A 25,425-nucleotide genomic window follows, 5' to 3' on the forward strand; every position below is an offset into this window, starting at 1 on the left:
TATGCTAAGTAGAAGGCAAAAACATATCTTACTCAAGTTTTTTAGTATGTTTTCTGTTATTAGAGGTTATAATATACTTGTTGTAGTTTTAGCGCAATATCTCACGTCTATTTATATATTAGCATATAATATAACAGTAAAGTCTGTTATTTGTGATTTAAATTTACTGGCTTTAGTATTAGCTTCTGCAGCAACAATAGCGGGCGGCTACATTATAAATAGTTTTTACGATTCAGAAAAAGATTTGATAAATCGCCCAATTAAATCAACATTAGATAGGTTGGTTAGTCAAAACACAAAATTATCATTTTACTTCGTGTTAAATTTTATAGCAGTTATTTTAGCGAGCTATGTGTCGTTTAAGGCTGTACTATTTTTTTCAATATATATTTTTGGTATTTGGTTTTACTCTCATAAGCTAAAGAAATTACCATTTGTAGGCAACTTAACCTCTGCAGTATTAACCATAATTCCTTTTTTCGCCATTTTTATGTACTATAAAAATTTTGAGACTGTAATTTTTGTACATGCTGTATTTTTGTTTTTAATGATTTCTATGCGAGAACTTACCAAAGATTTAGAAAATATAAAAGGAGATGTTGCTCAAAATTATGTAACGATTCCCGTGGCTTATGGCGAAAATTTATCAAAAATAATGTTAAGTGTTTTAGCTGGTATCACTTTAGTTCCCATGTATTTATTACTATTTTATTTTGAGGTGGGTTACATGTATCTCTTTTTCTATCTCAGCTTATTTTTAATTATAGTTTTTTTGATATTATTATGGAAATCTTCGACTAAAATCCAATATTTAATATTACATAATATCTTAAAATTTATAATTCTTGCAGGTGTTTTTAGTATATTACTAATTGATGTAAGTGTTATTTTAAATCGAATTTAAATGCAGAATTTATTAAAAGTTGCTCTAGCTCAAATTTCACCAGTATGGTTGAATAAAGTTGAAACACTAAACAAAGTAGAGCAGGCTATCATTGAGGCCTCTAAGGCAGATTGCGAACTTATAGTGTTTGGTGAAGGCTTACTGCCAGGGTATCCGTTTTGGTTAGCACTTACAGGAGGAGCAGAATGGAATACAGATGTAAACAAAGCGTTGCATGCACACTACGTTAAAAATTCAATAACTATAGAAAATGGTGATTTAGATACAATTTGCAAACTCGCAAAAGCACACAAAATAGCCATTTATTTAGGAGTAATTGAGCGCCCATTAGATAGAGGCGGACATAGTATTTATGCGTCTTTGGTATATATAAATGAAGCAGGAATAATTAAATCAGTACATAGAAAATTACAACCAACCTATGATGAGCGCTTAACGTGGGCACCTGGAGATGGTAATGGTTTACAAGTGCACACACTAAAAGAATTTACAGTTGGTGGTTTAAATTGTTGGGAAAACTGGATGCCATTACCAAGAGCTGCATTATATGGATTGGGTGAAAATTTACACATTGCCGTTTGGCCTGGTAGTGACCATAATACAAAAGACATTACACGTTTTATTGCACGAGAATCTCGATCCTTTGTGATCTCTGTGTCTAGTTTAATGCACAAAAGCGATTTTCCTGAAAGCGCACCACATCTAGATAAAATACTTAAAAATGCGCCGAATGTATTAGCTAATGGAGGGAGCTGTATTGCTGGTCCTGATGGTGAGTGGATTGTTGAACCTGTGTTACATAAGTCTGGCCTTATAATAGAAACCATAGATTTTAATCGGGTTTACGAAGAGCGTCAAAATTTTGATGCTGTGGGGCATTATTCTAGACCAGACGTTACGCAATTACACGTAAATACTGAAAGACAATCTACAGTTAAGTTTAAGCAATAAATAAGTTAATTAGTTGATTTTAAATCTATCTTTGCAAAAAATTATAAGTGATGAATAGACAACAAGGCGGCAAAGGAAAAGGAAAACCAGCAGGTAGAGGGAATAAAGACAATCGCTCTAGAGGTTATGCAAAAGGGAATACACCAGTTAAAAAATCGAATACAAAGAAAAATATACCCAATACTTCGATCGAAATTCGATTAAACAAATATGTAGCTAATGCTGGCGTATGTTCGCGTCGTGAAGCCGATGTGCATATTGCAACAGGTTTAGTTTCGGTTAATGGAAAAATCATCACAGAAATGGGGTATAAAGTAAAACCTGGTGATGAAGTAAGATATGATGGTGCAAGAATAAACCCAGAGCAAAAAGCTTACGTACTTTTAAATAAACCAAAAGGGTTTGCTACTACTACAAGCGAAGGTAAAGGTAGAACAGTTATGGATTTAGTAGCTAACGCAACAAGTTCTAGAATTAAACCCATTGGGCGTTTAGGGCGAAACTCTAAAGGGTTATTATTTTTTACTAATGATGATACGATTCATAATAAATTTACTAATTCTAAAAATGGTGTAGCGCGTTTATTTCATATTGAATTGGATAAAAACTTAAAACTAGAAGATTTAAAAAAGATTCAAAATGGATTTAAGGTTGAAGGTAAATTGATTGAAGTAGAAGAGATAAGTTATATTGATGGCGCTAGTAAAAAAGAAATTGGTTTAAAAATTAAGAATACTGGTAATACCATTATCCGGACTATTTTTGAGTATTTTAGTTATGATATTTTAAGTTTAGATTGTGTAGCCATTGGGCATCTAACTAAAAAAGATATTCCTCGAGGGCATTGGAAACATCTAACAGAGCAGGAGTTGAATACTTTAAAAATGCTTTAAGTCTCAAATTGTCTTTGTGTTAAAGTTTCGAATAATTATTTTTCATCATCTAAAATTTAATATACTGCGTATTTATAGTGATTGCATGTTTTTTTTTGACGTTATACACCGTGCAATGTGAACTTAGCCTAACAGGAGAATTCCTGTAAATTATTTTAATCTATAAATTTTATCAAAATGAAAGCAAAATTGTTGTTTATGTTATGTAGTTTGTTAGTGTTTTTTACATTATCAAGTTTTTCAATTGAGACAGCTTCTGACGAATTATTATTTATAATTCAAGATATCGAAGAAGTAAATGCTATTTATAAAGGCAGTAGTGATGAGGGTTATAGCTTTAAAGTTGAAGATAATGGTGAAGCGTTTACCATGGTTTTTCAGCAAATAGAGGAGCCTGTGTTAAGCGTTTTCGATTTGCATTCTAAAACATTTATCGATGTAATTTTTAAAGTATCCTACACCACAGAAATTGACGATAATGGTGATGCTATTACTACCATTACTAAATTAGAAAAATTGTAGTAGTAATATTAAGTATATACTTAAGCCACCTTTTGGATGGCTTTTTTGTTTTTAAAAAACATCAGAGGTAAAAAATAATTCGTCTAAAGTCACATATTCTATTAAACCATTATATCTTGTGTTTGAAATAAGAGAATTATGAAAAAATTTTTTCAAATTGGTAATGGTTTTGCTTTTATATCTGTTGTGATAATTAATTATTTATCCAACACAGGTTTAATGAATAATACCACTATTGGTAAAGTTTCCGATAATTATAAATCTCTTTTTACACCAGCAGGATATACGTTTGCTATTTGGGGTATTATTTATCTATTTCTTTTTGGTTTTGTTGTGTATCAAGGTAGAAGTTTATGGTCTAAATCTGTAAAGAATGATGATTTTATCATGCATACAGGTTGGTGGTTTATAATATCTTGTATAAGTAATGCATGTTGGGTTCTTGCGTGGATTTACGAATATACCGGCCTGTCTTGTATAATAATTTTGGTACTACTTTTTTCTCTACTTAAGATAGTTGTGAATAATAGAATGCAATTAGAAGAAGCAACTTGGGTTAAAACCGCTTTGTTCTATTGGCCTTTTGCAATTTATAGCGGTTGGGTTACCGTAGCTAGTATTGCAAATATATCTACATATTTGATAAAAATTAAATGGAATGGTTTTGGAATTTCTCAACTAGTTTGGGCGTTACTTCTTATTGCTATTGCAACTAGTATTAATATTTTAGTATTACACAAAAGAAAGATGAGAGCCTTTGTAATAGTAGGTGTTTGGGCGTTGGTGGGTATTGCTAACGCGAATAAAAGTAATTTGGATAGTATTACTACATATACTGCCTTTAGTGCAGCCATATTACTCTTTATTTTAAGTGTAATTAGTAATTTTAAAATGTCAAGTAAATAACTAACTGCTATGTGTTTATAAGTAAAATTATAGCGATATATATTAAAAATTTATGTCAAATTTAGTTTGTTATTGTTCAGATTTTATTTTTACTTTACTTTATTGAATTAACCCAATCAAATACATGTAACCATGAAACCCAAAAATGATAATTTAAAACGAGTTATCGTAGATTTTAAAAAACTCACCCCAGAAATCCTAGCTTTATTGGTAGAGAAATATCCTGATGGTTATGATGATGACCATGTTATATCATTTAAAAATCAACATAACGAAACTATAGAAGCTGTTGAGGTAATTACTGAAGATACAAAATACTTGGTTAAAGTTAGTACTAAGCTAGAAGTAACAATGGAAAACTATGACGAAGACGATTATGAAAATTTTGATAGTGACGATCCAGAAGCAGTGCAAGCCCCAGAAATAACAAACGACAACTTAGAAGATAACGCTTAAATTTTAATATTATGAGAACAGCCGCTTTTAAATCTTACAAAAACGGTTACTACAACTTTTGGTTTGAAAATGGAGAAGAATTAGCTTTTGAAGAAGTGCATCCTCGTGTTTTGAAACAGTACGATTTAAAGAATGATAAGAGTTTAATAGATAAAGATTTTAGAATTACTTTTATAGAAGATGGTACTGATGATGATCCTATATATAGAGTGGAAAGCTTAAAACCGCTTTAAAGCAAAAATTATAATTGATTACGATATAATTTTGTTGAGAATTACTATTTCTCAACTTGTATGCTGTTTAACTTCTAAAAAAATAACGTATATTTAATACGTTGATTTTCAGTATAATATTATACTGATTTTTTAAATAAGAAACAGTTAAATAAAAGTTTTATTAAGATGAATTCAAAAAAAATAATAGTGATTAGTGGAATACTATTGATGTTTATCTCGTTATCGAGTTTTAAATCTAAATTGAATAACCAAAGTAGTGCGTTTGAAGCTCAAGAAGGTTTAATAGTTTATGCAACGTTTGATGAAAAAGAGGATTACGGTTATAATTTTGTGGCTAAAGGTAAAGATGGTGAGGCGCATACACTTACATTTCAAAACGTAGAAGATGCAGTATTAAAGACTTTTGATTTAAATACTAAAACATATATTGGGACAATGTTTAAAATAACGTTTAATAGAGACTTTAAGCGTTTTAAAAATGAAGATGGAAATGATGATGAAGACGAAGTAAACACCATTACTAAGCTAGAAAAAATTTAACAAACACACTACGTTAAATTTGTTTTTAATCTCATGAGTATAATACCGTAAAAAAAAATTAGGCTTCCAATTTTTTTGGGGCTTTTTTTATGAAAACTTCCCATATAAATACGCCATACACTATAACATACTCCAATGCAATTACCCAAAGGTTTTCTGATTTATCAGCCTTGTTTAGGTTTACATAAGCCAAATAACTAAGAATGATAACAAAGCTCCAAACCAAAGGAAATTTATATCTTGTAAATACAGATAAAATTAAAAGTGTAGCAACGTACCAAGGGTGTACTGTTGTTGTGCTAAAGTAGTAAAAGGATAGTACAAATAATAATGCTGTAATAAGCTGTACCATAGTTTTGTTTTGTTTAAAAAAAGTGATGATAAGCGTTACTAGTATCACAACTACAGGTGTAATTTTACCAATAATAGCAATTTCGTTATAACCTGTAAGCCAATATCCAATAGCTCTTGCGATGTAATAGATACTTGCATTAAATTCAAAATTTTGAAACCATAGCGCTACGGTTTTAGAGTAATTGTTTATAAATTCTGAAGAGTAAAAAGGTGCAAAGAGTAGGAGTGTGGTTATGATAACTATACCATAAAAACTAGATAACCTCATTATTCTAGTAAAAACAGATGTTTCTTTTAAAAGTTTAAAATTAGCTATTTCTTTATCTGTTTTGGGTGAAGTGCTGCTGTTATGCTTCAAAAACCATTGAAAAAATAGTGGTAAAAATATAAGCGGAATTAGTTTTACCGAAATAGAAAGAGCTAAAACTACAGCTGCCCACTGCCATTTACCAACGTAAAGTAAATACAAACTCCACACTAAAAAGAAAATCATAACACCCTCAAAATGTAAATTTCCTGTTAATTCTATGATGATAAACGGATTTAAATTATACCAAAATATATGGTATGATGGCAGTTTAAGTTTTTCTAAAAGTTTTTTCCCAAAGTATAAGGTGCCAAAATCTGCTGCTATGATCAATAGGCGCATTGTAACAACTGCCCCCAAAATACTTTTACTCGAAAAAAGCGCAGCAACAGTAAAACAAAGTTGATTGATAGGTGGGTAATTGGTGTAATGGCTGGCGTTTAAATCGCCCATGCCTGCTCTTAATTCTAAAGCCTTAGTTACTGGTAAGTTGTTTCCGGTTATAAAATGATCAACCGTGAATAAATAGGGGTTTATACCTTCTAAAATAAGTCTGCCATCCCAAATAAAGCGATAAAAATCTTGTGACAAGTTGGGGATAGCTAAAATAAAAACAGCACGACACCCAAAAGCTAAATACTCTAATAGTTTAGGTTGATGCTTTAGCAGGTTTACTAATTGATAAAACAATACAAACAAAATGCTGTAAAACACTATAAGTTTTATGTACTCAGTCCTTATCAAATCGTAAGCAAAACACCAATACATAATTACGCTTACTAGTGTTAACAGTAATTGTGTTTTATAAAGTTTTAAAAGTGACGGATTTAAAAGCATGTGGTAAATATATGATTATTTGGTAGTCCTAATACATGCAGATACCTTACTTGGTTTGTGAGAAAAAAGATTATTTTGTTTAAATTTAGAAACAAGCTGTTTGTGCTAAATATGTTTTGGTATTAAAACGGATGTTTATTCTACGACATATTATCTTCAAACTAAAAAAAAATGAACTAAGAATTTATACTACTACTAAAAGCATTATATATAAAATACTAGACTTTTGAGGCCAAAGATTTAAAAAACACATAACCAAACCCTACAAACAGCATAAGATGAAAGGGGAAAAGACCAAAATCGCCTCCTTGATCGCCAACAACAAATGCACTGTACATACCAAAACCAAAATAGGACATTAATAAACCTTCTATAATAACGTGTGCAGATATGGTTTTTTTAATGTATTTGTTGTTTTTTAAATTGTCTTTATACTTACTGATGTTGAATTTTGGCGTGCGAATAAATTCACTTTTTTTGCCTAAATGCCCTTCTAATACGGCTATAGAATTGTGTAATGAAAAGCCCATGGCTATTGAGAAAAATACAAAAAACATACCGATATAGCCCATAAAGTTTTTAATGCCGCCACCATAAATTTTGCGATACATGATCCAATAGCAAATAAAGAAAATAACGGTGCTTATCACAAAAAAGCTCATAACGTAAAAATAGGGCCTTAAATGGTCATATTCGTTTTTTATATAAAGCATGGGGATACTTAAAATGGCAACTACCAAAATACTTAAAAACATGGTGCTGTTTAATAAATGAAGTAAGCCGTGAACTTTAGTTTTAGCCGAAATATTATCACTTTTTAAAACACGCCATAGCATTTTTTTAAAATTTTCTGCTCCGCCTTTATTCCAACGAAATTGTTGCGAACGTGCTGCACTTATTACGATGGGTAATTCTGCTGGTGTTTCTACATCTTCTAAATATTTAAACTTCCAGTTTTTAAGTTGTGCTCGGTAGCTTAAATCTAAATCTTCTGTAAGTGTATCGCCTTCCCAATTACCTGCATCTATAATACATGTTTTTCTCCATATACCAGCTGTACCATTAAAATTTATAAAATGTCCTTTGCTGTTTCTGCCCACTTGCTCTAATGTAAAGTGTGCATCTAAGGCAAATGCTTGTATTCTTGTTAATACAGAGTAGTTGCGGTTAATATGCCCCCAGCGTGTTTGTACTACTCCAATATTTTTATCTTTAAAATAAGGTACAGTAGATTTTAACCAGTCTTTTTGTGGTAAAAAATCTGAATCAAAAATAGCAATAAACTCACCTTTTGCTACTTCTAAGCCTTCTTTTAATGCGCCTGCTTTAAATCCCGTTCTAATTGTTCTGGTAATATGTTTTATATCTAGGCCTGATGTTTTTAATGCATCAATATGCGCTTTAGTACTTGAAACAGTTTCGTCTGTAGAATCGTCTAGTACTTGAATTTCTAACTTGTTTTTAGGGTAATCTATCTTTGCAATATTATCTAATAGACGTTCCATAACATACATCTCGTTATATACGGGAAGTTGTATGGTTACATGTGGTACATCGTTAGTGTTTGATAGATCGAACTTAGGGTCACTATCGTTTTTTTTAGCTGATAGATAGTTAAATAGTAGATTGAGTTGTGCTAAAGCATACATAAAAATGAGCAGTAACGCAATGGTGTAAATTACAATGATAACAGCTTCTATATACATTATTTTATACTGTATTTAAAAATCCAACCTAAGATTTTTATGCCCGCAAATATAGCACCTTTTACCGTTCCTGAAACTTTTGAGACACCAATTCTGTTTCTATAATTTACAGGCACTTCGGTATAACTTAATTTTTGTTTTATAGCTTTTAGTTGCATTTCTACAGTCCAGCCATAGGTTTTGTCTTCCATTTTAAGTGCTAATAACTTATTATATTTTATGGCTCTAAAAGGCCCTAAATCTGTAAATTTTGCTCTAAAAAATAGCGTCATTAAAGAGGTTGCTAACCAATTTCCGAAAATTTGTGGTACTGTCATAGCGCCTTCTTCACGTAGTCGTTTTACACGAGCACCAATTACAAAATCAGTATTGTTTTCAATAATAGGCGCCACTATTTTTGTGAGTTCTTCTGGGTAATCACTATAATCTCCATCAAGAAAAACAATAATATCTGGTTTATTAGTTTTTTTTGATATATAATCCATACCCTTTAAACAGGCGTATCCGTAGCCTTTATGAGTCTCTATTAGTACTGTAGCACCAGCATTAGAAGCGTTTTTCTCTGTGTCGTCTGTAGAGTTGTTGCTAACTACAATAACCTCTTCAACCTGTTTTGGAATATCGTTGATGACCTTAGCGATAGAGTCGGCCTCGTTATAGGCAGGAATAATAACGTTTATTTTAGTCATCTAAGATCGCTAAGTTTATTATCTTTTTTGAAGGATTCTAAATCTGTCCATTCTTTAATTTCTTTGCCAAGATTAAATTTTTTTGCCGAAACTAATTTTTCGTTCGCATACATTAAACAATACCCGTTTTTAACACCGTCTTTTAGCTGGCATTTATGGTTTATTTTTTCCATATCATCATAAAATAACCACCAGTTGTTTTGTTTACCATCAACAAAATGTCCTTCTTTATCTTTAGCGCCATTTTTTTTGAAAAATGTCCAGTAGTTAATAGGATTACCATCTCTAAATTCGCCTTCTTTTTGAAGCATTTCATTATTATAAAAAAACTTCCAAAAACCATCCTTTTTACCTGATTTGTAATTTCCAATACCTTTTAACTTCCCATTATCATGGTAATGTCTCCAGTATCCGGTCTTCAAGTCGTTTGTATATAGCCCCTCGCTTTTTAACTTACCATTGCTATAATATGTTTTCCAATATTCAACTTTTTTTCCGTTTTTATAAAATCCCTCAGATTCTAATTTTCCATTTGTATGATAGGTTTTCCAATAGTTGTCTTTAATACCATCTTTAAAATAACCTTCGGAGTTAAGAAAGGTATTGCTGTAATAAAATTTCCAGAAGTTATTTTTTTGGTTTTTCTCAAAATAACCTTCTGATTTTAATGTATTACTATCTTCAAAATAAAACTTCCAAAATCCAGATTTTTCATTACCTTTTTTCCAACCTTCTGCTTCTATTTTACCAGAATCGGTATAGCTTTTTTCGTAACGTTGCTGCCCTGTACAACTAAATGTAGAGGATACGAGTAGTATTAGAAAAAATTTAAAAAGTTTCATTTTAAATATTACTTATTTTGATTTACTAAATCCATCAAATTTACATCATTTCCTAGTAATATTTCAGTAGGATTAATTCGTCCATCTTCTGGTCCGTTTTCTAGTTTTAAAACACCTCTAGGACAAACTGCAGAACATACACCACAGCCTACACAACTGGCCCGTACAATGTTTTCTCCTTTTTGGGCATAAGCACGTACATCGATACCTTGTTCGCAATATGTAGAACAGTTTCCACAAGAGATACATTGCCCGCCATTAGTTGTAATTCTAAATCTAGACTTAAAACGTTGCACTAAACCTAAGTATGCGGCTAAAGGACAGCCAAAACGACACCATACACGATTACCAAAAATTGGGTAAAACCCTGTACCAATAACACCTGCAAACCAAGCACCTATTAAAAAACTATAGGTATCTTTTATCCATTGAGATTTTATGCCCAAAAAGGCCTCTGCTCCTGAAAAATAACAATAAAGCGTTACTATGGTCATAACTAAAGAAAAGACTAAAACAGAATGGATTAACCAACGCTCTAGTTTCCACGCATTCATACTTTTGTTTGAATGTTGGCGGTAAGGATCTCCTAATGTTTCGGCTAAACCACCACAACCACAAACCCAAGAACAGTACCAGCGTTTGCCAAAGAAATACACCATTACAGGTACAATAACTATGGTTAATACAACACCCCAAACCAATATAAAAAGGCCAACGGCACCACTATCTCTTAAACTATCTAAGTTCCACTCAAAAAAGAAATCATAATCTAATGGAAATGCATTTTTAAAATCGTATCCAGGCATGTTTAAACTTGTCATGATTTCTGGAATAAGAAATGCAAATACAATTTGGAAAAACAATACCGAAGTAGTTCTTATAATTTGGTATTTGTTATGTCTGTATTTAATGTACATACGTGTTGCCATAACAATCATAATCACACAATACAAAAACCCATACACAAACCATTGACTGGCTTTTCCGCCATTTAAAAACTCACTTATAGGATCTAATATGTACGTCCAATTCACCACATAATCTGCCATAAAATACAATAGCAAATAAAAACTTACTAAGTATACCAATACTAACCATGCAATCCACCCACGGTTTGTACTAGCTTTTAGATAAATTCCATTATTTTTTATACCCGCTCTACCAAGTAAGGTGAAATTTGGGAGTATAAATAAAAGTGCGCCAATAATAGCTAGTCCAAACGTAAGCCACCATAATAATCCTGGGTTATCTTTAACAAATCCAGAACCTGCTTGTTTTGCTATTTGGTAACTCAAGGTATGCGGTTTACCGTAAATTTTATATTGAAATTGTTCTCCTTTTTTATCCCAATTTTTTTCAGCATCATATTTTGCAATTAACGCATCATAATGGTTGTTAGAGGCTTCGTAAGCACCTCTAACGCGACTAGAAAACTCAAATATATTAAGATCTTCTTCTGTTACTGTTGCTTTTTTTAATTCCTCTTTTATTATCTCGCTTTTATAACCTTTAGAGGCTACAAAGTCGTTCAATTCTGCTTCTGTTAGGCTAAAGTTGCCTGTAAAAAGTGTTGCGGTAAAAATGCCTAAGCCTATTAAAAATAGAGCTAGTCCTAATTGTTTTATAATATTCATCTCTCTATTATTTTAAGCAAATATGCGTTTCCAGCTTTTAGTTTTAAGCTGAATATTTATGTTATTTTCTTTATTAAATTTTGATACAATTGCTGGCTCATGCAGCTTATAGAATTCTGGATCGAAATTAGCATCGGCTAGATACTCTATAACGTAATCTACAGATTGTTTTTCTGTTAATACTTTATCAAAAAACTCATGGCGCATTCTAATACCAAAAGTATTTATACCTATAAATTGTCTAGATGCTTTATCATAATTTATGTGTATACATTTATTGCCATCGGCATGCTCCCAATAAAAGCGTGCTTCGTTAGCTTTAGGTTGTGCCCAAACCCAACCGTAGGTTTGGTATTCAATATCAATAAATTTAGCAGAATTAAACCAATGCCCAGGTTTGTATTGTATGCGATTGCCACAAATAGTTTGCGCTAAGGTTTCACCCATCATACGCCCTGTATACCATACGGCTTCAATTGGTCTGCGTTGGTCTATGCCTTCGTGTTGTTCTGCACAATCGCCAATAGCATAAACATCAGGAACATTTGTTTCTAAAAACCGATTTACTTTAACACCGCGACCTAATTCAATTTCAGAATCTTTTATAAAATCTATGTTGGGTGACACACCAGCGGTTAAACCTACTACATTACAAGTGATTTCTTCACCAGTTTCTTGTATGATTATAGATTTTACCTGTCCGTTTTCATCAGCAACAATCTCTTTTAAATTAGATGATAATCTTAAATCGATACCATTAGCTAAAATTTCACGATTAATCATCGCACTTTCACCTTCAGGTAAAACGCCATTCCAAAAACTATCTTCTCTTACTAAAAATGTTACTGGAATATGTCTAGAATGTAACATTTCTGCCAGTTCTATACCTATTAAACCGCCACCAACAATTACAGCACGTTTACATACGTTGTTATCAGGTGCGTACTTTTCTAAGTTTTCTAAATCTTGCTTATGGTACATGCCCATAACACCATCTAGATCTTGCCCTGGCCATCCAAACTTGTTGGGTTTACTACCAGTAGCAATAATTAATTTATCATATTGCAATGTATCACCACTAGCAAAATGTAAAGTTTTAGATGTGGTTTCAACCTGTTTTACAAACCCTTTTTTAAGTTCTATCCTATTCTTTTTCCAAAAATAAGCTTCGTAAGGCTGTGTGTGTTCAAACTTCATGTGGCCCATGTAAACGTACATTAATGCTGTACGTGAAAAGAAATAGTCTGTTTCCGCAGAAACAATAGTAATTTTTTTGTCAGAAAGTTTTCGAATGTGTCTCGCAGCAGTTACGCCAGAAATACCATTGCCAATTATAACGATATGTTCTTCCATAATTTGGTTGTTAGTTTATTATTTAAGTGGACGCCTACTACCAGAGTTATCTCAATTAGGTTACCCTTTTAAAATCGGATTGGGCTTTCCACTATATCTTTAATATGTTATTAAACATTTTGCTCTTGCTTTACAAAATATTTAAACCGACTTATAAGAATGCCGTTGCAATCCCTAAGCAAGGTTAGCTACTAAGGGCGTAAACGGCTTCTGAATAATAAGTACAGTTACTACACACTATTCCTTAATAACATGCTATTAGGTCGTGTCTAAAGGTAATAACTTAACACATTGTTTTAATTTAGAATTGTTTTAAATTGATACTGCTTTGTAAGGAAAAGTAATAACACATGACAGGAAAAATTTGTTGTTTTTTTTGAAAGTTTGTTGAAATTATACAGACTTAGTAGAGAGTAAATCAAAAATCAAACAATTAGTAAAATGAAAAAATTAATAATATTAATAACAGTAATAATAGGAAGTGTTTCAACACAAGCACAAGACTTAAATACATTTTTTAATAAGGCAGATGCCTTTTTTAAAGCAAACGTAGCAAACGGTAAAGTGGCATACAGTAGTATACACAAAAATCCTTCACAACTTAATGAATTACTAAAAATAGCCGAAGGCATTTCAGTTGCTAAAAGTGATGCTAAAAATTATCAAGCATTTTGGATTAATGCTTACAACTTATCGGTTATAAAAGGATTAAATGATAAATATCCCACAAAATCACCTTTAGATAATGCAGGTTTTTTTGATAAAACTACTCATAGTTTAGGTGGTAAAAACATCACATTAAACGATATAGAACATAAATTATTAAGAGGTCAATTTAATGATGCGCGCTTTCACTTTGTATTAGTATGTGGCGCTGTGGGTTGTCCTCCACTTATTAATAAAGCATATTTACCAAATACATTAAACGCGCAACTAGAAGCCCAAACTAAAAAAGCCATAAATGGTAGTTTTATTACAGTAAATGCAAAGAAAAACCGCGTACAAGCTTCGCAAATTATGGAATGGTATAAAGAAGATTTTACTATGAATGGTAAATCTGAAATAGACTTCATTAATACTTATAGAACAGAAAAACTAGAAGGTAAATGGAAATTAAGCTATTTTCCATACGACTGGGCAATTAATAAACAATAAATAACTACAAACAATTAATACATCACGCTTTTAATTAATTAAGAGTGATACCAAATAACCAAAAATCAAAGTAATGAAAAAAATAATAGCAATAGCAGTAGCTTTAGTAGCCATATCGTTCAACGGGTTTTCTCAAGAAGAAGAAGAACGTAGTGTAATTCAAACTTATACACCATCTAAATTATTAGAAAAAGGACAATGGGATATAAAATGGTTTAATAATATTTACACCGAAACCTCAGATTTATTTGGCAATCAGGAAGGTACACAGAAACGGGATATACCTAGAAATACATTTTTTACATCTTCTGTAGATATATTTACTGGTATTTCTGATAATAATAGTTTTAATATAGGGCTTTTGTTCGAAGTAAGATCAAATGCTATTGGTGGCAGAAATACACTAGATGTATTTTCATTTGATGGAGAAAGAGGGACAGCGCGATCTGGCTTAACATCATTTGCACCAGCAGTTAAGTTTAACCCCATTAAAAGTGTAGGTAACTTTACAATTCAAACAGCATTTCATATTCCTTTAATTGATAATGAAACTGAAAATGGTGTATTTCTAGATCAAGACGGGTTTATATTCCAAAACAGATTTTTCTACGATTATAGTTTTGCAGGTGGCGATTGGCAATTATTTACAGAGCTTAACTCTGAGTATAACTTTGGAGAACAAGAAAGTTTTGCATACAACAGTTTACGTTTAACACCAGGTGTATTTTTAAGTTATTTCCCAAGTTCTAAATTTACAGTTTTAGGATTAGCACAACATATAGAGTTAATTTCTTTTGGAGCTAATGATGCGGGAGCAAACGATTTTAGCCAAAGTGTAACAATTCTTGGTGGTGGCGCAAAATATCAATTAACAAAAGCATTAAATGCAGAGTTTTTATACTCTAATTTCCTATTCGGTAAAAATTCAGGATTAGGACAAACATTTAACATTGGTTTAAGAGCCTTGTTTTAATATAAACTTAAGATTAATAGTTAAATTAGGAGTTTAAAAGCTATATATGAAAACTTTTAAGCTCCTTTTTTTTGTGTTACTATTGCACTTGTTAGGGTGTAAAGCGCAATCTCAAAAAATAAACGGTGTAAGTTTTGTTGCTGCAAATACTCAAGTAAACAACAAACACGTTAACCCCGTTGTATCAGTAAATGCAAATTATGCAGCTATAATGCCTTTTGGTTTTATAAAAGATTTAAAGCATCCTGAAATTGTTTATAATACCGAAAGACAATGGTTTGGAGAAACCGTTGCAGGGGCTAAACAATACATTAAAGCACTCCATAAAAAGGATATTAAAATAATGATTAAGCCTCAAATATGGGTGTGGCGCGGTGAATTTACAGGCTATATAGAAATGGAAAATGAGAAAAACTGGAAACTTTTAGAAGATAGTTATTCAAAATTTATTTTAGAATATGCAGTGTTAGCTAATCAACTAAATGTCGACATATTTTGTATAGGAACAGAGTTAGAAAAATTCATTGTAAATAGAACTCCATATTGGTTAGATTTAATTAAAAATATAAAATCTGTTTATAAAGGAAAGTTAACCTATGCTGCAAATTGGGATGAGTTTAAGCGAACACCGTTTTGGAATAAGTTAGATTATATTGGTGTAGATGCTTATTTTCCTGTAAGTAATAGTAAAACACCTAGTGTTGCAGCATGTTTAACAGGTTGGAAATCTCATAAAGCAGCACTACTAGAAGTTTCAAACACGTTTAGTAAACCTATTTTATTTACAGAATTTGGATATAGGAGTGTGGATTATACAGGGAAAGCGCCATGGAAGAGCGACAGAAGTATGGGAAATGTTAACATGCAAGCTCAAATAAATACAACCCAAGCATTGTTTGAAACCTTTTGGCATGAAGACTGGTTTGCTGGCGGATTTATTTGGAAATGGTTTATTAAACATGAAGAGGTAGGTGGCGAAGAAAATACAATGTTTACACCACAAAATAAACCTGTAGAACAATTAATTAAAAAACAATATAGTTTAAATTGAAAAATTTCAGACACATAATTTGGTGCTTATTGTTAGTTTTTTCATGCAGTGAAGATGCCGATGATAATTTAGATATTACACTTCAACAGTATGTGGCAACCACTAGTTTTGAAACAGGCGCTGTTATTGCTTGTGCAGCTAGTGATATTTCAAATGAAGCTGTTTTAACTTTTTTTTATCCAGAACCTGGTGCTACAAATACAAGATTTTATCAAACAGAAACTATTGATGTGGATGAAGCAGATTTTTCAAACTACACTCAAAAATTTATAGATAGTGATCCGATATTTAATGGTGCTTTAAGGCGTTTTTCGCAAATAACAGATACAGATTCTTGGATTATTATTACGTTTGAGTTAGATGGAGAAATAAAAATATCAAACCCTATTAGAACTAAAATAGCAACAAAACCCACATTATGGGAAGATATTATAACAATAGACCAAACACAATCGCAAATGCCACTTTTTTCATGGCAAGATAATGTTGCGGGCGATAATGCGATATATTTTCAAGTGGTATCAGATAGTCAGGATAATTTACTGTCAGGTACGTATACCAATCAAAATCAATTTCAATATTATAAATTAAATAATGTAGTACTTAACATTACCCCAAATACGCCTCCAATTTTAGACACAGGAGTTGCTTACAACATCACATTAATGGATGTAAGTTTAGATAATTGGGTAAATGTAGTAACGCTTAATAAAAGCTTCATAGCAGAATGAAAAAGATCATCACCTTAATATTTTTAGTAGGTTATATAGTAGTTAATGCACAGCAAGATGTTATTAATACCATTACCATAGAAGGTAATAAAAGAACACGAACGTCTTTTGTTAAAAGATTTGCTTTTGTTAAAGAAGGTACTGTTTTAGATACAGCAAGAATAGCATCAGATATTAGACGATTAAAGCTATTACCATCTGTAGCCAATGCAACCTCAAATCTAGAAGCTACACAAGATGGTAATTACAAATTAACGTATACCATAGAAGAGAATTTCGCAATAATTCCAGGACTCAATATTTTTACAGATAATAATGACGAATTTGCATACCGTGTATCCTTATTCGACTTTAATTTTTTAGGACGAAATCAACTAATAGGTGGTTTTTATAGTAAAGATGTTTTTGATTCCTATGGCGCGTTTTGGGAAGCACCCAACCTGTTTACACGTAAGCTAGGTATTGGTATTAATTATCAAAATATAGTATCTCAAGAACCTGTTTTTTTTGATAATAATCAAGATGTAAATTATAAATTTGATACTAAGGCATTTCAAATAAGTGTAATGTATGAACCAAATTTTAATAACCGCTTAGAGTTAGGCATTAACCTATCTAGAGAAAATTACGATTTTATAGAAGGCGATGTGCCGGATGGTATCCCAACACAATTAGGAGCTGATAAAGTAGCTGTTGTTGGCGAATACGAATACAATAATATTAATATTTTTTACCAATATCAGGAAGGCTTTAGAAGTATTTTTAATTATAGATTTGTTACAGGTTCTGAGGGGGAAAACGACTTGCTTACCAATTTTTTTATAGGCAGAAACGATTTTGAATATTTTAAACGTGTTGGAGATCGTGGGAATTGGGCAAACCGATTACGTTTGGCATTTGCCTCTAATGATAATACGCCATTTGCGCCTTTTGCTTTAGATAATCAATTAAACATTCGAGGGGTTGGTAATACCATAGATAGAGGTACAGCAGCTGTTGTTATAAATACAGAATATAGACAAACATTATACGAAAAAGGATGGTTTGTAATACAAAGTAATGCGTTTATAGATGCTGGAACTTGGCGAAATCCAGGAGGTAATTTAGGAGAATTAGTAGACGGTAGTACGTTACGTGTATATCCAGGTTTAGGTATTAGATTTATACATAAACGTATTTTTAACGCAGTATTTAGGCTAGATTACGGTTTTGGTATAGGAAATGAAGCAACTAACGGAATAGTATTTGGAATTGGACAATATTTTTAAAAATATTGCATTATTTTTATATCATCTTAATGCATGCTTTTAAATGCTAAAAAAAATAATTGCTTTTTTCTTCTTTTGCTCCAGTCTTTTATCCTTTTGTCAAGACAATATCGTATTCGACTTAAAGGTAAAAGGTAATAAAAGATTAAAAACATCATTTATAAAAAAAATCTCTGATGTAAAGGCAGGGGCTGTCCTAGATTCTGCTGTAATTGAACAAGATATTATCAGGTTAAAACGCTTACCTTCTGTTGCTCATGCCTACTATCAAGTATTCCATTCAGAAGATAATGCATACAACGTTTTTTATAATGTAGAAGAAAACTTCACCCTAATACCTTCAGCAAATATTTTCACCACCAATGATGATGAGTTTGCTTATCGTTTGGGCTTAAATGAATTTAATTTATTAGGTAGAAACATATCGTTTGGAGGGTTTTACCAAAAAGATATTTTTGATAGTTATGCCATAAATTTAAGAGCACCTTTTTTATTTTCTAAACATCTTGGTTTAGCTATAAATTATCAAGACTTAACAACATTAGAGCCTGTATTTTTTGATAATTCTTCCTCAGATTATAAGTATAACAATATATCTTATGAGTTATTGAGCCTTTATCAGTTTAATTTTTACCATAGGTTAGAATTAGGAGTAAATTACTTTACCGAAGATTACGAATATCAATCTGGAGCCACGAGTCCAGATGTGCCCTTAGCACCAAATGTAAAAAAATGGTTAGCCAAAGCTATTTACGAATATAACGGATTGGATTATTACTTTCAGTATGTATCAGGTTTTAGAACGTTATTTAATTTTCAATACGTAACTTCTACAGATGAAATATTACCAGATTTTTTTATTGGTTGGGGCGATTTTTTCTATTTTAAACGTGTTGGTAAAAACGGTAATTGGGCTAATAGGATTAGGTTAGGTTTATCTTCAAACGACGATACACCTTTTGCACCATTTTCAGTAGAAAATAACTTGAATATAAGAGGTGTAGGTAATGTTATAGATAGAGGAACTGGTGTAATAGTATTAAATACAGAGTACAGACAAACTCTAATTGAAAAAAGTGGGTTTTCTATCCAAGGTAATGCCTTTATTGATGCTGGTTCTTGGAGAAACCCTGGAGGCGATTTTGGCGATTTTGGTAATTCTCAAAATATTAGAATTTATCCGGGAATTGGTTTCAGGTTTATGCACAAAAAAATATATAATGCTATTTTTAGAATAGACTATGGGTACGGTATAACTGAAGATTCTACACAAGGTTTCGTTTTTGGTATTGGGCAGTATTTTTAAACGCTCTATATGGGCGCCTGCCTACCTGCGATATAGCAGGCAGGTTACCCAAAAGGGGTCGGGCTTTACGCTTCAAGTCCTCGCTCCTCCTGCGTCGGGCTGTGGGCTTTCCACTACAATGCCTAACGCAATAATCCGCTAGCGTACGATATAGCACTTAAATAGTAATTATTTGTTTACTATAATTTTTACTTTAAATTCATATATTTAATATGAGATAAATTAATTTTGCAACAAACGAAATTAACATGCGCACATTTGCAATAGGGGATATACATGGTGGATTAAAAGCTTTAATTCAACTATTAAATAAACTAGAAGTTAAGGATTATGATATCCTAATTTTTATGGGCGATTATGTAGACGGTTGGAGCGAATCTGCACAAGTTATTCAGTTTTTAATAGAACTTTCAGAAAAAATTAATTGTGTTTTTATAAAAGGAAATCACGATGTATGGTGCGAAGATTGGTTAAGAACTCAAGAGGTGAACCCAACATGGTACATGCACGGTGGAAAAGAAACCATGGAGAGTTATGAGGTGTTTTCTTCAAAAGAAAAAAAAGAACACCTACACTTTTTTGAGAATTTAAAAATGTATCATATTGATACTGAAAATCGTTTGTTTTTACATGCAGGGTTTACATCGATGCACGGCGTAGAAAAAGAAGTGTTTAAAACTACTTTGTATTTTGATAGAACACTTTGGGAAATGGCACTGACTATGGATAAGCGTATCAAGAAAAACTCTGAGTTATACCCTAAACGATTAACACATTACAAAGAGATTTATATCGGGCATACCCCGACTACCAATTTTAAATGCGATGTACCAATGAATGCCATTAACGTATGGAATGTAGATACAGGAGCAGCGTTTACAGGTAAACTATCAGGAATGGATATTACTACTAAAGCGGTATTTCAAAGTGATAATTTACCAGAATTGTATCCTAACGAAAAAGGAAGAAATAAGTAAGCTTTAGCTAATATTTTTCTTGTAATACGCATGTAATTCATCTGGAGTTGCTCCAAACCATTTCTTTAAATAAATAGACCAAAAGAAATACTGTAGTTTCCAAACCCCATGTTTTCTATACATTCTTGCAGAAGATTTTAATTTTTTATTAATCACCACAAATTGCTTTCGTGAATATAATTCGTTAATTAAAATATTATCCTCATAAATAATATAACTTTCATCAAACCCACCAATTTCATTAAAAAGTGATGTAGTTATAAATTGACTTTGATCTCCACCGCGACACGCACGCCAATTAAATTTTGTTAACCAACTTGCTAAACGCAGCCACCAATGAGTACTATCAAACTGCATCCTAAAGCAACCAGCTTTATTATTTTTAGTAACCTCATTAATAATTAATTGGTCAAAGTTTTTAGGAGGAAAAGAATCGGCATGTAAAAAATAAAGAATTTCTCCTGTGGCATATTTAGCGCCAACATTCATTTGTTTAGCTCGTCCTTTTTTAGATGGTAAAAGTTTAATTTTAGTTTTAGATGGTGTTCTTGGGTTTGTGTTAGCTTCTAAACTAGTATCATCTATATAATTGTAGGCTTTAATAGCATCGCTTTTAGGAAAATTACAAAACTCTTCTACTATAGTTCTAGTGTTATCTAAACTACCACCATCCACCACTATAATTTCTAAAACATGTTGAGATGATGAATTAGCAATCACATGTTCTAATACTTTGCCAATACAAGCTTCTTCGTTTAACGTTGGAATAACAATACTTATCATAAAAATAATTACGAAAAAATGGCTTTTTTGGTTTTATGCCAAATTAAAGGATAACATTAGTCATTTAAATCCCAATTATAATCTTTAAAACGCTTTTTTGCACTTTTAGAAATCTCAACGTTAGTGTATTTGTTTATAAAATCGATTAGCGAACCATCTTGCTTAAAATCTTTACTAAACCATTGAAATATTTTTGAAATTTCTAAATCATTTGCAGAAATAGAGTTTCTCTCAGGATCACTTAAAAACTCTTTCGTAGCTTTTGTAAGTTGTTTCTCCATAGTAGACGCTTCAAAAGTTATATTCTGGAGTTTAGGGCATGAAAATGAGGCGCATACAATAGCGAAATGTATACGAGGTTCATCCATTTTACGCAAAATTTGATGTTCTATATCATTTAGGTTATACCATTTTTCTCCTAATTTCCATAGGCGTTGATCCCAAGGATCTTTAATATCTTTTATACTTTTTACAGGATAATTTTTTAAAATAAGATCTATTGTAAACGCATTATAAGCATTTATCCAATAGGCTAATTTTTGGTTTTTGGGCCAACTGTCTTCTGGTAAATTTTGTTTCAATTCAGAAAAATAACGTTTCAAAATTTTATAATCTGCTTTAAAACCTGGATAATCAACATTCCCTTTTTCTGAAACATGCTTTTGTAACAAGTTATTGAATGTACTATGATTAAAGCTTATGGTTTTAGGTGTCTCATCTTTTTCTATCTCAACAGGCTTATTAACCTCTACACGAGGTGTTTCTGTTATTTTAGTATTTGTATCATCTTCAGGTACAATAAGCTCATCTGTCATTTTTATGACTTCAGTAGTTTGTGTTGCCATAGTGTCAATAGTTTCAGTGTTTGCTTTTGCTATTGGTTTTTCTGTAGCTGTCACCACTTTTTTAGTGCTAGAACAAGCTACTATTACACAAAATAAAAAAAATAGGTATAAGGATTTCATAACTAAAATGTTTGTTAACAACAGCCACCGCCGTCATAGTGGTATGTAGATTCACTAATAAAAATATCGTTTCTGTTTAAATCTGCAAGCGCACCAGCAGTTTTGTCACAAATAGCTAAGGGTTGGTTTTTAAGTAAAACATGACCTTTTTTATCATCAAAATAATCATCTTCACCATAATAAATAGCAGCTTTTCCTGTAAAAATACAAGGGCCGTCTTCTGGCATTGGGTCTTTTATGGCAGCAACCTCTATAGATTCTATGTAAATCAATTCATCTGTTGGATAATGGTTAGGGTCTAAAATTCTGTATGGTTTTCTGGCTCTAATTTCGATAGTACCAAAACCAACATCTGTTAAAGCCTTAATGTATTCTGCTATTGGTAAACTACCGCTTAGGCAAAGTGCACGTAAACGTTCATCATTTCGTAATGTGTCATTCATAGGTTGCTCACACGTAGGATCACTCATTACCAATTTACCATGAGGTTTTAACACGCGGTACATTTCTTCAATAGCTTTTTTTAAATCTTCGGCTTTAAAAATATTGAATAAACAATTTTGAGCTGCAACATCAATAGTATTATCGGCCACGGGTAAGTTTAAAGCATCTCCTTTTTTTAAATCTACAAAATCGTTTTTAAACCAGTCGTTCTGTTGTTCTGCTTCAATAAAGTTTTTACGTGAAGCTTCGAGCATTTCATCTACAACATCAACACCAACAACACCATTTTTTTGACGATTAAAATAAGCGAATTGTAATAACTCCATACCACCACCTACACCAACATATAACATTTTAGGATTATTACTTAAATCTCTTGCATGAACTGTTGAACCACAACCATAGTTCATCTCTTGCATAATTTTAGGAATTTTTAATCCAGGTAATTCCCAAATAGGGTTTGTCGTACAGCAAAGACCTACATCTGGAGTTAATGCTGCTTCTTTATATACATCGTGTGTGGTGTCTAAATAAGTGTCCATATATTATGTGTTTAACTTAGCACGCGGTTATTATTTACAAACTGCGGTTAAGACTGTTTATTAGTTTATAGTGTTTTAATTAATTCTTTAAATAATAGTACCATATCTGGCTCTGCTTTTCCTGCCATTGCTATAATTTCGCTAATATCTACAGGTTTTAGGTTATCTGGGTCGCATTCATCTGTTAAAACTGACACAGCAGCTACTTTTAATTTTAAATGATTAGCTACAATGATTTCTGGAACAGTGCTCATCCCTACAGCATCAGATCCTATTATTTTTAGCATTCTATATTCTGCGCGTGTTTCTAATTGCGGACCAACAACACTAGCATAAACGCCTTTATGCAATGTAATATTATTTTCTTTTGCAATACGCGTAAAAGTTTCATTGATTTTTGTGTCGTAGGGTGCACTCATATCTACAAAGCGTTCTCCCATTTGTTCAATGCCCTTAATAGCTAATGGCGAACTACCTTGAAGATTAATATGGTCATCAATCAACATTAATTCCCCTTTTTTGAACTTTAAATTAATAGCGCCAGCTGCGTTAGAAACTAATAATGTATGAATGCCTAATTGCTCCATGATACGCACAGGGTAGGTAACATCTTGTAAGGTGTAGCCTTCGTAAAGGTGGAAGCGCCCTTGCATAACTATTACTTTTTTTCCTACAAGAGTACCAAAAACAAGTTTGCCTTTATGAAACTCTACAGTTGCAGTTGGAAAATTTGGAATGTGGTTATAACTTACCTCCTGAATAACCTCTACATCATTAATAAGTTGCCCCAAACCAGTGCCAAGAATAATGCCAATTTCTGGATTTTGGAAACCTTTATCTATTAAATAATCTACAGTTTCTTTTATAAATTTAGTCATTTAAAATATTGCTTTATTAAAACGGTTTGTATTGTATAGTAACCGCCAAATTGTTCTTTTAGAACAAATATACATCACTTTTGAGATGATAATTTTAATTTTGTAATTGTTTTATTTTTTGTTGAAGTGCTACATTCGATTTATAAAAATCTGATGCTACTAAATCTTCAAAAGTATCAATGTCATTTAAAGTATCTAAAATACTGTAACTAATATTTAAAGTGTCTAGTTCGTTTTTGGTGTCTTGTAATAAATTTGACGCACTCCAAGGTTTATTATCAAATACATTTGGTTGCATTTTTGATAATCCAATTAAATAATAACCGCCATCTTCCGCTGGTCCAAAAACAATATCATCTTTTTTTAATCTTTCTAAGCCTTTATTTATAGGGTTTGAAGTTATATCAGGCAAATCAGAGCCTATCAAAACAATACGCTCATAACCATCGGCAAAGGCTTCAGCAAAGGCATTTTTCATTCTTGCGCCTAAGTCTTCACCTTGTTGCACATATTTTTTAAAACCATGCCAAGAATCTTCAAGTATATTTTCTGAAAAACAAACACGTTTATCCACTTGTAAAGGTTTTATAGCTTTTTCGGTAACTTTTACCAATTCACTATAAACCTCAAAAGCACCTTGATTACCAATTGTTTTAGCTAATCGTGTTTTTACTTTTCCAAGTTTTATGTTTTTTACAAATACTATAACAAGTTCTTTATTCATATATTTTTATGCCTTTTATTAACCATTTACTCCAGTGTTTGGAAAATGTATGTATGCTATCTGTTTCCTTTTCAACAGTATTATAAACAGGAAGATCATTGTTTTTCCATTCAAAAATACCACCATATAAGTTTTTTATGTTATTGTATCCCGCTGCTTTCAAGCTATCTCCTATAGATTCTGAGCGAATGCCAACAGAGCAGTATACAATAATTTCGGCATTTTTATTAGGTATTTTTTTCTTGATGTTATTTATTTTAAAATTATTATAACCAACGTGAATAGCATTTTTTAGATGACTAGTATTGTATTCTTTAAGTTCTCTAGAATCTAATACAATAACATCTTTCCCTGCTGTGTTTAGTTGTTGTGGCGTTATGTAAGGGATACTATTATCATTATGTTTGTTTAATAACTTTTCAATAGATTTTTGAGCAAACCCTAATGTAGATATTAGCAATAATAAGGCTACAAGTATATGTTTCATAATATAATAAG

At 31.8% G+C, this 25,425-nt stretch carries 27 protein-coding genes; 15 read left to right on the plus strand and 12 right to left on the minus strand.

The features are described 5' to 3' along the window. Window position 1 precedes the first annotated feature (1 nt). From ACKGJY_RS11930 to ACKGJY_RS11965, 8 genes are all read left to right on the plus strand, one after another. Window positions 2-904, plus strand: a complete 903-nt coding sequence (locus tag ACKGJY_RS11930; protein ID WP_413974124.1) for a geranylgeranylglycerol-phosphate geranylgeranyltransferase — start codon at window positions 2-4, stop codon at window positions 902-904. Next, entirely contained in the window at window positions 905-1,855 is a 951-nt protein-coding gene (locus ACKGJY_RS11935) for a carbon-nitrogen hydrolase family protein (RefSeq protein ID WP_413974125.1), read from the plus strand. It begins immediately after the preceding gene. Between the two features lie 50 nt (window positions 1,856-1,905). After that, window positions 1,906-2,748, plus strand: coding sequence for a pseudouridine synthase (locus ACKGJY_RS11940; protein WP_413974126.1), 843 nt, complete (start codon window positions 1,906-1,908; stop codon window positions 2,746-2,748). A 177-nt stretch (window positions 2,749-2,925) separates the two neighbouring features. Further along, on the plus strand, window positions 2,926-3,270 hold the full coding sequence (locus ACKGJY_RS11945) for a hypothetical protein (protein ID WP_413974127.1): 345 nt from the start codon (window positions 2,926-2,928) through the stop codon (window positions 3,268-3,270). A 138-nt stretch (window positions 3,271-3,408) separates the two neighbouring features. Continuing rightward, entirely contained in the window at window positions 3,409-4,176 is a 768-nt protein-coding gene (locus ACKGJY_RS11950; RefSeq protein WP_413974128.1) for a tryptophan-rich sensory protein, read from the plus strand. A gap of 132 nt (window positions 4,177-4,308) precedes the next feature. Beyond that, on the plus strand, window positions 4,309-4,632 hold the full coding sequence (locus ACKGJY_RS11955; RefSeq protein ID WP_413974129.1) for a hypothetical protein: 324 nt from the start codon (window positions 4,309-4,311) through the stop codon (window positions 4,630-4,632). A gap of 11 nt (window positions 4,633-4,643) precedes the next feature. Beyond that, on the plus strand, window positions 4,644-4,865 hold the full coding sequence (locus tag ACKGJY_RS11960; RefSeq protein WP_413974130.1) for a hypothetical protein: 222 nt from the start codon (window positions 4,644-4,646) through the stop codon (window positions 4,863-4,865). 168 nt (window positions 4,866-5,033) lie between these two features. Continuing rightward, window positions 5,034-5,408 carry a hypothetical protein gene (locus ACKGJY_RS11965; protein ID WP_413974131.1) on the plus strand — a complete coding sequence of 125 codons (375 nt, stop codon included), beginning with the start codon at window positions 5,034-5,036 and terminating at the stop codon, window positions 5,406-5,408. Between the two features lie 58 nt (window positions 5,409-5,466). Here the strand turns inward: ACKGJY_RS11965 and ACKGJY_RS11970 are convergent, their stop codons facing one another. From ACKGJY_RS11970 to ACKGJY_RS11995, 6 genes are all read right to left on the minus strand, one after another. Beyond that, complete coding sequence (locus ACKGJY_RS11970) at window positions 5,467-6,906, minus strand: mannosyltransferase (protein ID WP_413974132.1); 1,440 nt, start codon at window positions 6,904-6,906, stop codon at window positions 5,467-5,469. 218 nt (window positions 6,907-7,124) lie between these two features. Beyond that, window positions 7,125-8,612 (minus strand): cellulose synthase family protein, encoded by a 1,488-nt coding sequence (locus tag ACKGJY_RS11975; RefSeq protein WP_413974133.1) that lies wholly within the window; start codon window positions 8,610-8,612, stop codon window positions 7,125-7,127. After that, window positions 8,612-9,301, minus strand: coding sequence for a glycosyltransferase family 2 protein (locus ACKGJY_RS11980; RefSeq protein ID WP_413974134.1), 690 nt, complete (start codon window positions 9,299-9,301; stop codon window positions 8,612-8,614). Before ACKGJY_RS11980 ends, ACKGJY_RS11975 begins: the two co-directional genes overlap by 1 nt. After that, window positions 9,298-10,143, minus strand: coding sequence for a toxin-antitoxin system YwqK family antitoxin (locus ACKGJY_RS11985; protein WP_413974135.1), 846 nt, complete (start codon window positions 10,141-10,143; stop codon window positions 9,298-9,300). The genes ACKGJY_RS11980 and ACKGJY_RS11985 overlap by 4 nt, the downstream gene beginning before the upstream one ends. 8 nt (window positions 10,144-10,151) lie before the next feature. Further along, window positions 10,152-11,777 carry a 4Fe-4S binding protein gene (locus tag ACKGJY_RS11990; RefSeq protein WP_413974136.1) on the minus strand — a complete coding sequence of 542 codons (1,626 nt, stop codon included), beginning with the start codon at window positions 11,775-11,777 and terminating at the stop codon, window positions 10,152-10,154. A gap of 12 nt (window positions 11,778-11,789) precedes the next feature. Continuing rightward, the gene (locus ACKGJY_RS11995; RefSeq protein WP_413974137.1) at window positions 11,790-13,130 is read right to left on the minus strand and encodes an NAD(P)/FAD-dependent oxidoreductase; all 1,341 of its coding nucleotides are present in this window, start codon (window positions 13,128-13,130) and stop codon (window positions 11,790-11,792) included. Between the two features lie 441 nt (window positions 13,131-13,571). Between ACKGJY_RS11995 and ACKGJY_RS12000 the strand changes: the two genes are divergently transcribed. The 7 genes from ACKGJY_RS12000 (at window position 13,572) to ACKGJY_RS12030 (ending at window position 20,591) form a co-directional block, all read left to right on the plus strand. Continuing rightward, window positions 13,572-14,285, plus strand: a complete 714-nt coding sequence (locus ACKGJY_RS12000) for a DUF547 domain-containing protein (RefSeq protein ID WP_413974138.1) — start codon at window positions 13,572-13,574, stop codon at window positions 14,283-14,285. A 73-nt stretch (window positions 14,286-14,358) separates the two neighbouring features. Beyond that, window positions 14,359-15,258, plus strand: a complete 900-nt coding sequence (locus tag ACKGJY_RS12005; RefSeq protein WP_413974139.1) for a hypothetical protein — start codon at window positions 14,359-14,361, stop codon at window positions 15,256-15,258. Between the two features lie 46 nt (window positions 15,259-15,304). Next, window positions 15,305-16,309, plus strand: a complete 1,005-nt coding sequence (locus ACKGJY_RS12010; protein WP_413974140.1) for a glycoside hydrolase family 113 — start codon at window positions 15,305-15,307, stop codon at window positions 16,307-16,309. Window positions 16,310-16,338: 29 nt separating this feature from the next. Beyond that, window positions 16,339-17,040, plus strand: a complete 702-nt coding sequence (locus ACKGJY_RS12015; RefSeq protein ID WP_413974141.1) for a hypothetical protein — start codon at window positions 16,339-16,341, stop codon at window positions 17,038-17,040. Further along, entirely contained in the window at window positions 17,037-18,308 is a 1,272-nt protein-coding gene (locus ACKGJY_RS12020; protein ID WP_413974142.1) for a POTRA domain-containing protein, read from the plus strand. Before ACKGJY_RS12015 ends, ACKGJY_RS12020 begins: the two co-directional genes overlap by 4 nt. 43 nt (window positions 18,309-18,351) lie before the next feature. Then, complete coding sequence (locus ACKGJY_RS12025; protein ID WP_413974143.1) at window positions 18,352-19,614, plus strand: outer membrane protein assembly factor; 1,263 nt, start codon at window positions 18,352-18,354, stop codon at window positions 19,612-19,614. Between the two features lie 248 nt (window positions 19,615-19,862). Next, window positions 19,863-20,591, plus strand: a complete 729-nt coding sequence (locus tag ACKGJY_RS12030; RefSeq protein WP_413974144.1) for a metallophosphoesterase family protein — start codon at window positions 19,863-19,865, stop codon at window positions 20,589-20,591. Between the two features lie 3 nt (window positions 20,592-20,594). On the opposite strand, the gene ACKGJY_RS12035 is transcribed toward ACKGJY_RS12030, so the two are convergent. The 6 genes from ACKGJY_RS12035 to ACKGJY_RS12060 all read right to left on the minus strand — a co-directional run bounded on the left by ACKGJY_RS12035 (window position 20,595) and on the right by ACKGJY_RS12060 (window position 25,414). After that, entirely contained in the window at window positions 20,595-21,374 is a 780-nt protein-coding gene (locus ACKGJY_RS12035) for a TIGR04283 family arsenosugar biosynthesis glycosyltransferase (RefSeq protein WP_413974145.1), read from the minus strand. Window positions 21,375-21,430: 56 nt separating this feature from the next. Then, window positions 21,431-22,339, minus strand: a complete 909-nt coding sequence (locus ACKGJY_RS12040) for a DUF547 domain-containing protein (RefSeq protein ID WP_413974146.1) — start codon at window positions 22,337-22,339, stop codon at window positions 21,431-21,433. Between the two features lie 14 nt (window positions 22,340-22,353). Next, a complete protein-coding gene (arsM, locus tag ACKGJY_RS12045) occupies window positions 22,354-23,325 on the minus strand; it encodes an arsenosugar biosynthesis arsenite methyltransferase ArsM (RefSeq protein ID WP_413974147.1) in 972 nt (323 codons plus the stop codon). A gap of 65 nt (window positions 23,326-23,390) precedes the next feature. Continuing rightward, window positions 23,391-24,203 (minus strand): purine-nucleoside phosphorylase, encoded by an 813-nt coding sequence (locus tag ACKGJY_RS12050; RefSeq protein ID WP_413974148.1) that lies wholly within the window; start codon window positions 24,201-24,203, stop codon window positions 23,391-23,393. A gap of 94 nt (window positions 24,204-24,297) precedes the next feature. After that, the gene (locus tag ACKGJY_RS12055) at window positions 24,298-24,927 is read right to left on the minus strand and encodes a TIGR04282 family arsenosugar biosynthesis glycosyltransferase (protein WP_413974149.1); all 630 of its coding nucleotides are present in this window, start codon (window positions 24,925-24,927) and stop codon (window positions 24,298-24,300) included. Next, window positions 24,920-25,414: a rhodanese-like domain-containing protein gene (locus tag ACKGJY_RS12060; RefSeq protein ID WP_413974150.1), complete on the minus strand. Its 495-nt coding sequence runs from the start codon at window positions 25,412-25,414 to the stop codon at window positions 24,920-24,922. Before ACKGJY_RS12060 ends, ACKGJY_RS12055 begins: the two co-directional genes overlap by 8 nt. Window positions 25,415-25,425: the final 11 nt, after the last annotated feature.

It is taken from the genome of Hyunsoonleella sp. 2307UL5-6, assembly GCF_047345485.1.
Lineage (GTDB): Bacteria > Bacteroidota > Bacteroidia > Flavobacteriales > Flavobacteriaceae > Jejuia.